The sequence below is a fragment of the Bradyrhizobium nivariense genome, from assembly GCF_029846695.2.
GTDB lineage: Bacteria > Pseudomonadota > Alphaproteobacteria > Rhizobiales > Xanthobacteraceae > Bradyrhizobium.
In genome coordinates, this window is the sequence record NZ_JARWCR020000063.1 from 1 (window position 1) to 12,819 (window position 12,819).

General features: G+C 64.7%; 8 protein-coding genes. 2 read left to right on the forward strand and 6 right to left on the reverse strand.

The window, feature by feature from the left end:
• Nucleotides 1–522 precede the first annotated feature (522 nt).
• The 3 genes from QCM77_RS34930 to QCM77_RS34940 are packed head-to-tail and all read right to left on the reverse strand — an operon-like array spanning nucleotide 523 to nucleotide 3,977.
• The gene (locus QCM77_RS34930) at nucleotides 523–1,107 is read right to left on the reverse strand and encodes a DUF1254 domain-containing protein (protein WP_279668061.1); all 585 of its coding nucleotides are present in this window, start codon (nucleotides 1,105–1,107) and stop codon (nucleotides 523–525) included.
• Nucleotides 1,104–1,682 (reverse strand): DUF1214 domain-containing protein, encoded by a 579-nt coding sequence (locus QCM77_RS34935; RefSeq protein WP_280096002.1) that lies wholly within the window; start codon nucleotides 1,680–1,682, stop codon nucleotides 1,104–1,106. The genes QCM77_RS34930 and QCM77_RS34935 overlap by 4 nt, the downstream gene beginning before the upstream one ends.
• A gap of 9 nt (nucleotides 1,683–1,691) precedes the next feature.
• Nucleotides 1,692–3,977, reverse strand: coding sequence for a transglycosylase domain-containing protein (locus QCM77_RS34940; RefSeq protein WP_280096003.1), 2,286 nt, complete (start codon nucleotides 3,975–3,977; stop codon nucleotides 1,692–1,694).
• 294 nt (nucleotides 3,978–4,271) lie between these two features.
• Here QCM77_RS34940 and QCM77_RS34945 point away from each other — a divergent pair, with 294 nt between their 5' ends.
• Both QCM77_RS34945 and QCM77_RS34950 read left to right on the forward strand, forming a co-directional pair.
• Complete coding sequence (locus tag QCM77_RS34945; protein ID WP_279668064.1) at nucleotides 4,272–4,787, forward strand: YcgN family cysteine cluster protein; 516 nt, start codon at nucleotides 4,272–4,274, stop codon at nucleotides 4,785–4,787.
• Nucleotides 4,788–4,943: 156 nt separating this feature from the next.
• Entirely contained in the window at nucleotides 4,944–6,524 is a 1,581-nt protein-coding gene (locus QCM77_RS34950) for an MDR family MFS transporter (RefSeq protein ID WP_280096004.1), read from the forward strand.
• Nucleotides 6,525–6,631: 107 nt separating this feature from the next.
• Here QCM77_RS34950 and QCM77_RS34955 read toward each other — a convergent pair whose 3' ends face one another.
• The 3 genes from QCM77_RS34955 to QCM77_RS34965 all read right to left on the reverse strand — a co-directional run bounded on the left by QCM77_RS34955 (nucleotide 6,632) and on the right by QCM77_RS34965 (nucleotide 12,518).
• Complete coding sequence (locus tag QCM77_RS34955; protein WP_280096005.1) at nucleotides 6,632–10,216, reverse strand: GAF domain-containing protein; 3,585 nt, start codon at nucleotides 10,214–10,216, stop codon at nucleotides 6,632–6,634.
• A gap of 114 nt (nucleotides 10,217–10,330) precedes the next feature.
• Nucleotides 10,331–11,965 (reverse strand): thiamine pyrophosphate-requiring protein, encoded by a 1,635-nt coding sequence (locus QCM77_RS34960; RefSeq protein WP_280096006.1) that lies wholly within the window; start codon nucleotides 11,963–11,965, stop codon nucleotides 10,331–10,333.
• A gap of 133 nt (nucleotides 11,966–12,098) precedes the next feature.
• On the reverse strand, nucleotides 12,099–12,518 hold the full coding sequence (locus tag QCM77_RS34965; RefSeq protein ID WP_280096007.1) for a hypothetical protein: 420 nt from the start codon (nucleotides 12,516–12,518) through the stop codon (nucleotides 12,099–12,101).
• Between the last annotated feature and the right edge of the window lie 301 nt (nucleotides 12,519–12,819).

The following is a 12,819-nucleotide window of genomic DNA, read 5'->3' on the forward strand; positions in this document are numbered from 1 at the left end:
TCTCGTCGACCCAATCATCGAGGCATTCCGGCAACAGCGTCGTCTGCTGGCGATCCGCCCCTTGAACGAAACCCCGCATCACTTCCCCCGCCGATTCAGCAAGGAATCATAGCATCGACGGGGTTTTTACACAGCCTGGGTCAAAAGCTGCCATCAGCTTGTAGCACGACTATGTCCGCTACGGCCGAAAGCGGAAGCTGGGCTGCCGGACGCTGATCAAGGAGGCTGATCCAACTTGTGGGGAACGATAGAGATACCTCGATCATGGCACCTGCTCCGGCATGAAAAAACCCGCGGCGGATTTCTCCGCGCGGGCTCAACGAATTCTCGATAGTGGCATTGTGCCAGTGTTTTGCCCGACGTGTCAAAGCTGAACGGCGCGGCGCTCTGGCATGGCCGCCTTGGTCCGAGACTGGGTGCTCGGCACGAGCTCAGAATTACAAATGATTTCAATGCCCCCGCTACTGTGCATGGGGTTGTTTTCGCACTTTTTGTTTTTGCGGCTTGCCGAAGCGGCGCGCGTCAGCGCCGGCCGCGCGGCGCTTCGGCCTTGGCGGGCGGCTCGGTCTGCGGTCCGCAGCTCGCAGCAGCAAGCGAGCCTTGCGCCTGCGGCATCAGGCCGGGCTCGGCGGCGAGGGCCTTCATCACGATCAGGCCGGTGGTAGTCGGGGAATCGATGATCAGGCGGTCGGCCGCGGTGATCTCCTCGTCCTCGGGCAGCTCGTCGTGCTGCGGCTCGGTCATCAGGTCGAGCTCGATCACCTTCTTGCCGGCCGAGCGGTCGTTGATGGCGTAATAGGCGATCTCGTTGCGGGTGTAGAACGACACCGAGGTGTAGGCCTGGCTGACGGGCACCGTCAGCTTGATCGGTCCGTTCGACAGGTCGTAGCGGCAGATCGCGAGCGCAAAGGCCGGGTCCATGAACGGCATCGGCGAGGTGTTGGGATCGGCGAGGGGAAGCTGCGTGACGCCGTTGAGCTTGGTCATCGGCGTCAGCCGCGAATAGGCGTCCTGCGTCGCGATCCGCGGCAGCGCCAGCACGCTGACGAGATGGACCACGAGGCCCAACACCACGCCGGCAACGATGGTGAACAACAGGCGGATCATGAGCAGCCCGCCGTCGTGATGGTGGGCATCGGCGCATCGCGCTGGGTGCGCGTGGCGACGCCGACCGGGGTGTCGTAGAGCCGCAGCATCAGCGCGTAGCGCTCGATGCCGCCGGTCGGCAGCCAGTTGCCGGCGCGCGAGCGCGAGGCGATGCGGATCTCGAACGAGCCGTCGGACTGCCGCACGATCTCCTGGCTGGTGAAGCCGTAGCGCTGCAGCGAATTGGGGACGAGATGACCCTTGCGGTCGTAGAGCGTCAAGGTCCAGAACCGTGCCGGCGGCGTCACGCCGGAGACCACGACATCGCAGCGGCCGTCGAGCGCCTTCTTCCTGTCGTCGGCGGTTGCGGTGAACGCGACGCCGTCGCCGGTGCCGATCGGCAGCTCGCCGTTGCGCACGATGGTGGCGCGCGAATAGGGATCGACGTCGGCGGTGCCGGTGCGCGGGCGGGCGGTCCAGGGGCCGATGGTCAGCGCGCCGATCTCGGTGCCGCGCGTCGTCGTCATCCAGGTCGCGCCGACGCCCACCACGGTTGCGAGCAGAAGGGCCGTCAATGTGGTCAGGATCAGCCGCACTTGTTTCGATCAGTTCTTGCGCGGGGCGGATGCGTTCGCATTCTCTTCCGCATAGTTCTGCGGGAAGGCGAGCGCGCTCGTGGACGATGCCGGCTTGGCTTGCTGGTCAGTGGCGGCCGATTTGGTCGCGGTCCTGGCCGCGTCATCCAGCAGCTTCTCGACACGCACCAAAACGTCGGCGCTGCGCTTGGTCAGCACGGGCGGCGGACCGGGCTTGGTCTCCAGCACCTTCGGCGCCGCATTGGCCTGCGCGTTGGCGATCCGCTCGGGCGGCAGCTTCTGGCCCATGCCGATGCCGGCGATTTCCCGGACCTCGACGCCCTGATGCGCCGCGACCATGATGTCGTGCCAGGTCTGCGCCGGCAGCGAGCCGCCGGTCATGCGGTTGGTCGGCGAGTAGTCGTCGTTGCCGTACCAGACCGCACAGGTGAAGTTGCCGGTGTAGCCGACGAACCAGGCGTCGCGATAAGCATTCGTCGTGCCGGTCTTGCCCGCGGTCGGAATGCCGTCGAGGGCTGCGCGGCGCGCGGTGCCTTCGCTGACGACGTGGCTCATCATGCCGGCCATGTCGGAAGCCACGGAGGCGGGGATCGCCTGGCGCGGCTTCGGCCCGTCGCGGTCCCAGCGCCAGACCGGATCGCCCGCGCCGGTGCGCACTTCCAGCACGGAATGCGGCGTCACGGCCTTGCCGCGGTTGGGGAAGGTCGCATAGGCGACGGCGTGCTCGAGCACGGTGACTTCGTCCGAGCCGATCGGCAGCGACGGCGTGTCTGGCAGCGGCGCCTTGAGGCCGAAGCGACGGGCGACCTCGACGATCTTGGCGCGGCCGATCTTGGCCGGGTTCGGCGCCTTCGGCTGTTCCTTCTGGCCGATCGCGATCGACAGCTTGACCGGCACCACGTTGATCGAGCGCGTGATCGCCTGCGTCAGCGTCACCGCGCCGGAATAGGAATGGCCATAGTTCTGCGGGCACCAATTGCCGATGCAGACCGGGCCGTCGACCACGATCGAGTTCGGCGTGAAGCCGTTGAGGAGCGCGGTGGTGTAGACGTAAGGCTTGAACGACGAGCCCGGCTGGCGATAGGCGTCGGTGGCGCGGTTGAACTGGCTGGCGCCATAGTCGCGGCCGCCGACCATGGCGCGGATGCCGCCGTCGAGATCGGAGACGACGGTCGCGGCCTGCGTCGCGTGATAGTCGCGGCCGAACTGGCGCAGCTGGTTCTCGACCGCGTCTTCCGCGGCCTTCTGCACATTGGCGTCGATCGCAAGCCGGACCACGAAGACGCGCTCGGTGTAGGATTTCGGGAAGGTGTCGACCAGCTTGCGCATCTCGTCGAAGGCGTAGTCGAGATAATAATTCGGCGAAGCCTCGTAGCGGCGGTCGACCGCGAAGGCGGGATTGCGGCGGGCGCCGAACACCTGGCCCTCGGTCATGAAGCCGGCGTCGACGAGGTTGTCGAGCACGACGTTGGCGCGGGCACGCGCGGCGGGCAGGTTGATGTGAGGCGCGTATTTGGTCGGCGCCTTGAACAGGCCGGCGAGCATCGCGGCTTCGGCAAGCGTCACGTCACGCGCCGACTTGTTGAAGTAGAAATGCGCGGCGCCGTCGACGCCGAAGGTGCCGCCGCCCATATAGGCGCGGTCGAGATAGAGCTTCAAAATCTCGTTCTTGGTCAGGCGCCATTCCAGCCAGACCGCGAGAAAGGCTTCGTTGACCTTGCGCTCGATGGTGCGCTCGTTGCTCAGGAACAGGTTCTTGGCGAGCTGCTGGGTGATCGAGGAGCCGCCCTGGCGGACGCCGCCGGCCTGGGCGTTGGTGACGAGCGCGCGCGCGGTACCGGCGATGTCGATGCCGAAATGCTCGTAGAAGCGGCGGTCCTCGGTCGCAAGCGTCGCCTTGATCAGCACATCCGGAAAATCTTCCAGCGGGATCGAGTCGTTGTGCTTGATGCCGCGGCTGCCGATCGGGTTGCCGTAGCGATCGAGGAAGGACACCGCGAGGTCGGACTTCTTCAGCCAGTCCTCGTCCGCGGTTTCGCGGAAGGCGGGGATCGCGAGCGTCAGCATTACCACCAGCCCGCCGAGGCCGAGGGTCGCAGCTTCCGACAGCGGCTCGATGAACACCCAGCGCTTCCACCGCCCGACATAAAAGCGGTCCATGAAGGTCGAGTAGCGCTCGTAGAGCTCGCGGATGCCCTTGGCCGAGGAGAACAGCGAGGAGTCGATGCGCGCATCGAGGTCCAGGAAGAAATTCCGGACCTTCTGCTTCCAATGCGATGGTATGATCTGGCGCACCTAGAACCCTTGAGGCTTGGTTCGAAAGCGTTCAAGCACCCGGCCGGGGCGGCATCGAGACGTCTTGCGGGAATGTTGCGGCAAACCCAAGGCGCCCGGCTAGCGACCTCAGGGACTTGCTGTTCCTTCTAGCCGAGCGGGGCCTATAAACCAATGGTCACGCTTGCGATTTTGAACAACAGGCCTAATTGACCCCGGTTCATTACGGGCCTCACGCGGGCGTTGCTTGCAGCCCCACGGCCGCACGCCCTAGATGGCACCAACCGTAGCTCTTTCGAACTTTTGTTGAGGCGCATGACCGCAGCTCCCAAACGACCTTCAGGCCAGGAAGGATTCTTCTGGAAAACCAAGACGTTGGAAGAGATGTCGGGGCCCGAATGGGAAAGCCTGTGCGACGGCTGCGGCCGCTGCTGCCTGAACAAGCTCGAGGAAGAGGGCACCGGCGACATCTATTTCACCCATGTCGGCTGCAAACTGCTCGATGGGGCGACCTGCGGCTGTAAGGACTACCCGAATCGTTCGGACAAGGTTCCTGACTGTGTCCGCCTGACGCCGGCCAATGTCCGCACCCTGAACTGGCTGCCGCCGAGCTGCGGCTACAAGCTCGTCGCGGAAGGGCGCGACCTCTATTGGTGGCATCCGCTGGTCTCAGGCGATCCCAACACCGTGCATGAGGCCGGCGTTTCCGTGCGCGGCCGGGTCGAAGGCAGCGAGGTGGAGATTCCGGACGACGAGCTCGAGAACCACATCGTGCAATGGCCGGCGCAACTGCCGAAACGGGCCCGCCTGAAGCGACGTCCGAAGGACTGATCCGGCGGGGGACTCGGATCACGTCTTCGGGATGGCCGTGGGGTGGGATGCACCCATGCGCCGCAGTGCCTGTCCGAGAAGAACTTTGCTGTCTACATTGGGCTGCATAGAACGAATCCTTCGCGGCGTTGCGCCGCCTCATGGCTTCCGATCGAGATGAACAAGTTCGAGCGGCAGAGCAGTTCTGCCGACATCCAGACATTGCCCGACGACATCGCCGAGGAATTGTCCCGCCTTCCGTCCGAGGTCTTGAGCGTCGATGACGCTCCGTTGCTCGTGCCGCCGGCACCGCTGTCACAGGACGAGGTCCGCACCATCGTCATCAGCCTGATGCTGACGATGTTTTTGGCCGCGCTCGACCAGACCATCGTCGCCACCGCGCTGCCGACCATCGGGCGCCAGTTCCACGACGTTTCCAATCTCTCCTGGGTCATCACGGCCTATCTGCTCGCCTCGACCGCGGTTGCGCCGGTGTTCGGAACGCTGAGCGATATCTACGGCCGCCGCGTCATGATCATCATCTCGCTCAGCCTGTTCGTCGCGGGCTCGGTGCTGTGCGCGATCGCCCCGAACCTGCCGATGCTGATTCTTGCACGCGGTCTTCAGGGACTGGGTGGCGGCGGCATCATGCCGGTGGTGCAGACCGTGATCTCCGACGTCGTGTCGCCGCGCGAGCGCGGCCAGTATCAGGCCTATTTCTCCAGCGTCTGGATGGTCGGCGGCATTCTCGGCCCGGTCATCGGCGGCGTGTTCGCCGAGCATCTGCACTGGTCGATGATCTTCTGGATCAACGTGCCGCTCGCGGCTGCTGCGATCGCGCTGCTGCTGCCCAGGATGAAGAAGATCCCGGTGTTCCACCGCAAGCGCAAGGTCGACTGGCTCGGCGGCGTGTTGCTGATGGCCTCCGCCGTCGTCTTCATGCTGGTGCTGACCTGGGGCGGCACGCGCTTCCCGTGGCTCTCGCCGACCGTGCTTGCGATGGTGGGCGGCGCCGTCGCGCTCGCGGTCACCTTCGTGTGGCACGCGCGGCGGGCGGACGAGCCGTTCCTGCCGCTGCCGCTGCTCGGCGGATCGGTTGCGCCGTTCGGGCTGGCGGCCGGCGGCTGCGCGCTCGGCGCGATCACCGGCCTCACGGTGCAGCTTCCGCTCTATTACGAACAGGTCTATCACCTCAGTGCCAGCGAAGCCGGCCTCGCGCTGATTCCGCTCGCGGCGGTCTCGACCTGCGGCGCGGCCATCGCCGGTCGCACCATGGCGCGCGCCAGGCACTACAAGCGCGTCGCCATCGTCGGCACGTCCTGGGCTGCGCTGTGCGGCCTCGGCCTGACCTTGACGACGCTGCCGCTGTGGGCCCTGCTGACGCTGATGGCTGCGTTTGCGCTTGGCCTCGGCACCACCTTTCCGGTCTGCGTGGTCTCGCTGCAGAATTCGGTCGCGCGTCCGCAGGTCGGCACCATCACCGGCGCTTTGAACTTCTTCCGCTCGCTGATGTCCTCGTTCACGGTTGCGGCGTTCGCGGCCATCCTGTTCATCGCGCTCGGTGCCGACATTCCGCTTGCCGGCGAGCATCACGGCGCCGTCAATGCGATCGCCCCCGACGACATGCGGCATGCGTTCCGCTACGTCTTCGGCGCCGCCACGGCGCTGATGACCGGCGCCGCCCTCTGCCTCGTTGCGATGGAGGAGCGGCCGCTGGCCGGTCCGTCCACGACGCAACCCGTCGAGATGGCGGAATAGAAACCGCTAAAGCATGATCCGGAAAAGTGCGAAGCGGTTTTCCGAAAAGATCATGCTCAAACAACAACCTAAAGCGCGATGATGATTCATCCTCATCTCATCGCGCTTTAGCCGCGGCCTCCGTCCGGAAAGCTGCTGTTTCGCGGCAATAGAATCGTGAACTCGGTGAACGCGCCGGGCTCGGTCGCGACGTCGATCGTGCCGCCGTGCTGCTTCACCACGATGTCGTGACTCATCGACAATCCGAGGCCGGTGCCTTCGCCGGCCGGCTTGGTGGTGAAGAACGGATTGAACATCTTCTCCTTCACCTCGTGCGGAATGCCGGTGCCGTTGTCGCGGATGCGGATCTCGATGCTGTCGCCCCGGTCGCGCGTTGCGGCGATCACCACCGGCTCGTAATCGGCGGCGCCGTCATCCGACTTGCGCTTGGCGACCGCGTGGAAGCCGTTCGAGATCAGGTTGAGCAGCACCCGGGTGATCTCCTGCGGAAACACGTCCGCTTGCCCGGCCGCGGGATCGAGCTCGCGCTTCAGCGTCACGTCGAAGTGCGGCTTCTCGGCGCGGGCGCCGTGATAGGCGAGATTGAGGCTCTCCTCGACCAGCGCGTTGATGTCGCTCAGCCGATGTTCGCCGCCGCCCTCGCGGGAATGCAGCAGCATGTTCTTGACGATGGAATCGGCGCGCCTTCCGTGCTGCACGATCTTCGCGAGATTGTCTTTCAGCAGCCCGGTCAGTTCGTCGACTTCCGCGCGCAGATCGTCGGCGAGCGGGGCGGGCGCAAGCGCCTCGTTCAGCTCATCCGTCAGTTCGGCCGAGAGCGATGCGAAATTGTTGACGAAGTTGAGCGGGTTCTTGATCTCATGCGCGATGCCGGCAGTGAGCTGGCCGAGCGATGCCAGCTTCTCAGTCTGGATCAGCCGGTCTTGCGCGCCGCGCAAATCGTCGAGCGATTTGGCAAGTTCGCTGGTACGGGCCTGCACTTCGTCGAAGAGGCGCACATTCTCGATCGCGATGACGGCTTGATCGGCGAAACTGGTAACGAGTTCGATCTGCTTTTCGCTAAACGGCCGGATCGCGCGACGTGCGAGAACAATAGCGCCGACGGTGCTGCCTTCGCGCAATAGGGGCACACCCAGGAAGCTACGCGGATTGCCGCTCAATTCCTGGCCTTCAAAGGAGTAATCGGGGTCTTCGAGCACATCGGTGACATGGACCACCTTGTCGCCAAGCAAAGTCCTGCCCGTGATGGTGCGCCTATCTGGCCGGACCGGAAGATCTCTTACATACTCGACGAATTTGGCTGGAAAGCCGTAGGAGCCTGCCCGGAAATAGGTGCTGCCGGATTTGCGGGTAATTGCCGCCATATCGGCTTCGCATAGTCGCGCCGCCGATTCGACAAGCGTATCGAGTACGGCCTGCAAGTCGAACGCCGAGCGGCTGATAACCTTGAGCACGTCGGCAGTCGCCGTCTGTTGTTGCAGCGACTCGGTCAAATTTTCGGTGCGCTGACGCAATTCGCTGAGCAGCCGCGCGTTCTCGATGGCGATCACGGCTTGTGCCGCGAACTGGTTCAGCAAGGTGATCTGCTTCTTCGAGAAGGGTCGGTTCTCCTGCCTGAAGATCATGACGTTGCCGACCACGCGCTCGTCCTGGAGCAACGGCGCCGCGAGCAGACAGCGGGCGCCGCCGAGATCGACCAGCGCCCGACGGTGCGGCTCGCCGCTGCGATAGACGTCTGACTCCAGCAGGTCGACAATTTCGACGAACGGTTCGCCCTTCAAAAGACGCGCGGGCGCGGTGGCCGGACCATAGTTGAGAGGCGCCTTGCGCCGGAATTCATCGTAGGCGGGGGGCAGGCCGTAAGTGGCGGCTGTGCGGAACTGCGTGCCGTCGTAGGTATTGAGCACGCCGAAACTGGCGCCGCAGAGCTGCATTGCCTTGCTGAGCATCGCCTCGAATACCGGCGCGAGATCGCCGGCCGATCGGCTGATGACGCTGAGCACCTCCGATGTCGCGGTCTGCTGCTCTAGTGACTCTGCAAGCTCGTGCGTCCGCGCCTGCACTTCGTTGAACAGCCGCGTGTTCTCGATCGCGATCACGGCCTGGTCGGCAAAGGTCTTGAGCAGGGCGATCGCCTTGTCCGGGAAAGGACCGGCCTCCGGCCGCGTCACGCCGATGGTGCCGATCGCGACGCCGTCGCGCAGCATCGGGATCACGAGGATGCTGCGATAACCTCTGGTCCGCGCCAGCTCTCTCATGGCGTCCGTGAGGTCGGGCTCGTTCTGCATGTCGCTGCGGAATGCGAACTCTCCGCTCGTCGCCACCCGGCTGTGAATGCCCGATGCCGACAGCGGCGCCGGGAACGAGCTGAGCAGCTCTTCGTTGCCGGCCTCGTTGTCGGTGGTGAAGGCGGCCAGGTGCAGCAGGCCGTCGATGACGCGCGTGACGGTGGAGGAATGTCCGCCGACCAGCGTCTTGGCGCTGTCGGAGATCGCCTGGAACACCGGCGTCACATCCGCGGGCGAGGCCGCGATCACCTTGAGGATGTCGGCGGTCGCGGTCTGCCGTTCCAGCGCTTCCCTCGTGGCGTTGAACAGGCTGACATTCTTGATCGCGATCACCGCCTGGTCGGCGAAGGTCTGCAGCAGCCGCACATGATGCTCGCCGAACGCGCCGGTCGTTCGCCGCGTGGCGATGATGACGCCAATGGCTTCGCCGTCGCTCATCAAGGGCGCGAACAGCATGCTGCGGTAGCCGCGGGCGCGGGCGATGTCGCGCGCGGCGGGTTCGATCTCGGTATCGGGCAATTGCGCCGCGGCGCCATCGGCCACGAGCTGGTAGGGCGGGAACTGCGCGAATGGCACCGGGAACGAGGACTGGAGCACGCGATCGCCGGCCGGATCGGTCGGCGTGAACGCCGCAAGATGCGCGGCGCCGTCGATATAGCGCAGCACCGCGGTGGAGAAGCCGCCGATCAGCCGGTTGGCATTGGCGGCGATGGCGTCGAACACCGGCTGCACGGCGGACGGCGAACCTGCCATCACTTTCAGAATGTCTGCGGTGGCGGTCTGGCGCTCCAGCGTCTCGCGCGTCTCGTTGAACAGCCGCGCATTCTCGATCGCGATCACGGCCTGGTCGGCAAAGGTCTGGAGCAGCTGCACGAGGTCGGCTGCGAACGCGCCGGGCTCGGCGCGCGTGACGCTGATCATGCCGACTGGCGTTCCGCGGTTCATCAGCGGCATGAACAGCACGCTGCGGAAGCCACGCAGCCGCGCAAGGTTCCGGTTCAGCTCCGGGACGTCCGCCGCTTCGCTATCTGGAAACTGGATCGTCTCGCCGCCACGCACCAGCGCGAAGGTCGGAAAGTCGGCAATCTTGCGCGGGAACGACGCTTTGAGCCCTTCGTCCGCATCGGGGCTCGTTGGTGTAAACGCCACGAGGTGGAGCTCGTCGCCGATGAACTGAAGCACGGTGGCGGAGAAGCCGCCGAGCAAATGTTTGGAGCTGGCCGCAATCGCCTCGAAGACCGGCCGGGCATCGGACGGAGAGGCCGCGATGGTGCGCAGGATCCCGGCGCTGGCGCTCTGACGATCGCGCGCAATCGCAAGCTCGCTTCGAAGCTGGGCGTTCTCGGCTGTGGCCGACTGCAACAGGCGCTCGAGTTCCGCGATGTCGTTGGAGGGGGTGGTCATTCGCAATCCGGCTTGATGCAGCGACATGCGCGGCACCAGGGCGGATTATCACATCTCCTGCGGCCGGAGCCAGCACCCGCGGCAGCGAGTTTTACCGCCAAAACCCGGCCGGCTTCACGTGCCCGGCCGCGACACCTCGGTCTCCTTGCTGGTGATGAACTCCAGCAGCACCGGGACGCCTTCCTGCGTCTTCTGGATGCCGCGCCTGATTGCGGGGATGATGTCCTCAGGTTTCGTCACCCGCTCGCCATAGCCGCCGAAGGCGCGCGCCATCGCGGCGTAGTCGCCGGAAATGTCGGTCGAGCGATATTTTTCGGTCGAGACCGGCATCACCTTCAATTCGATCGCCATCGAGAAATTGTTCAGCAGGATCGACATGATCGGGATGCGCTCGCGCACCGCGGTCTCGAAATCCATGCCGGTGAAGCCGATCGCGGCATCGCCCCAGACATTGATGCAGAGCTTGTCGGGCTTTGCGAGCTTGGCGCCCATTGCGAGCCCAAGGCCGTAGCCGAGTTGCGTCGTCTTGCCCCAGCCGAGATAGGTGAGGGGCTCGACCGACTTCCAGAACGGCGAGAGCTGATCGCGCGGGCTGCCCGCATCATGGGTGATGATGGTGTTGCTGATGTCGACGGTGTGCTGCAAGTCCCACAGCACCCGATAGGGGCTGAGCGGTGCATCATTGCTGGTGAGCTTCGGCATCCATTTCGCCAGCCACGCCTGGTGCGAGGCCGCGATCTCGGCCGCGATCGCCGATGCGTCGCGATCCGCGGTGACGGTCTTGCCGATCTCCTCCAGCAGCGCATCGAGCACGAGCCCGGCATCGCCGACGAGGCCGATCCTGGCTTCCACGTCCTTGTTGAGATGGTTCGGATCGAGTGTGGAGTGGATGATGGTCTTGCCCTTTGGCATCGCGATGCCGAAGTTTGTCTCGGTGAAGGAGCAGCCGATGCCGAGGATGACGTCGGCCTCAGCGAGGAATTTGGGGACGGCGCGCGGCACCGCAAGGCCGCCGGAGCCGAGCGAGAGCGGATGCGTTTCCGGGAACGACGATTTGCCGCCGAGACTGGTGGTGACGGGAATGGCGAGCCGCTCGGCCAGCCGTTTCAGTTGCGGCCACGCTTGGGCGTAATGCACGCCCTGTCCGGCATAGATCACCGGGCGCTTGGCGTTGACGAGCAGGTGGGCCGCCTCCTTCACATGAACAGGGTCCGCACCATAGCGGGTGCGCAGCACCGGCGTGTAGTTCAGCGGCTCCGGCACCTCCTCGTTCCACATGTCGGCAGGAATTTCGACGATGACGGGCCCGCCGCGGCCGTTCTTCAGCTTGGTGAAGGCGCGTCGAAAAATGTTGGCGACTTCCGCGGCGAGGATGATCGGTTCGGACGATTTCGAAAACGGCTTCATCGCCTCGCTGGAACTGAAGTTGGGCTCGATATGCGACAGCCTGCGCGGATAGCCCATCGGCAGCACCAGCACAGGAACGGATTCGCCGTAGCATTGCGCCACACCGCCCATCGCGTTCTCCGCGCCGGGCCCGTGCTGCATGCAGAACGCGCCGATGCTGCGCCCCGACGTCACCCGCGAGATCGCATCCGCCATGTGGATGCCGACGCGCTCCTGCCGCACCATCACCGGACGGATCTCGGCTTGGGCCGCATGCTCGATGAGATGGTTGACCGGATAGCCGCAGAGGATCTCGATCCCCTCGCGCTTCATGATTTCCGCAATCGCGGTGCCGAGCTTCATGGCGTCTCTCCTCAGGCTTGGCCGGTTGGTCCGGCCGATTAGGAAGAGAGGATCAGGAATTTGTGGGAGGGTAAAGCGCCGGCAGGCGACGGTCGCGGAAGGTCAGCTATGCAGCGAGCCGCCGCTACGATCGCTACTTGCAGCTTTGGCAGATCATCAGTTTGCGTTTCAACGCCTCATCTTCTTGATCGATCAATTGCTGAGCCGCGGCGCCTTTCGTATCCGGATTGGGCCTGGAGCCCTTTGCCGTGCGCGACCTCACAGGCGGCGCTGCCTGACTTGAGGTGTCACTATCGTCGACGGTGCCTGCGCTGAAGCCATCGTAGTCGGCGGCCGGATTCGGCATCGGCGGAGGCCCGCCGATCACAGGTGTCGAAGCCTCGGACGCGGTTGGCGAAACTCTGAAATTTTTGACATTCGCGCGTGGCGGCGGCGATGCATTGAGCGGAGCCAGCGAAACCGGCGGCGCGACCGAACTCTGTCCAGTCGCGCTGTCCTGCGACCAGACGACAACAAACAGGAGGCTGAGAGCCAGGAGCGCCACGCTTCTCATCCGCATCCTTTAAACAGCTCTGGTTATCGACTGACGGCATGGCTCGTCGAGTCACGTCATGCTGAAGAATATCAGGACTCGCATGGCCGTCAAAGGGCTACGATCCGTTGCGTTGCCGGCGGGCAAAACACACCAGCGCTGGGTCAATTGCCGGTATCGAAAATATTCGTATTTACAGAAATTCTGTTTTGCCGTACAAGCCTGGACATTCCGGCCCGCCACAAGGGGCGTTTCGCGATCGTCACGGGACGCGGGACGGAATGCGGTGGACGCGACGGCGTCGGCGCGCGGGGTTGGCTGC

Excerpts from the sequence above, each read along its gene's own strand:
- QCM77_RS34960 (WP_280096006.1), bottom strand. The coding sequence starts at position 11,965 with ATGAAGCTCGGCACCGCGATTGCGGAAATCATGAAGCGCGAGGGGATC.
- QCM77_RS34955 (WP_280096005.1), bottom strand. The coding sequence starts at position 10,216 with ATGACCACCCCCTCCAACGACATCGCGGAACTCGAGCGCCTGTTGCAG.
- QCM77_RS34930 (WP_279668061.1), bottom strand. The coding sequence starts at position 1,107 with ATGATCCGCCTGTTGTTCACCATCGTTGCCGGCGTGGTGTTGGGCCTC.
- QCM77_RS34945 (WP_279668064.1), top strand. The coding sequence starts at position 4,272 with ATGACCGCAGCTCCCAAACGACCTTCAGGCCAGGAAGGATTCTTCTGG.
- QCM77_RS34950 (WP_280096004.1), top strand. The coding sequence starts at position 4,944 with ATGAACAAGTTCGAGCGGCAGAGCAGTTCTGCCGACATCCAGACATTG.
- QCM77_RS34965 (WP_280096007.1), bottom strand. The coding sequence starts at position 12,518 with ATGAGAAGCGTGGCGCTCCTGGCTCTCAGCCTCCTGTTTGTTGTCGTC.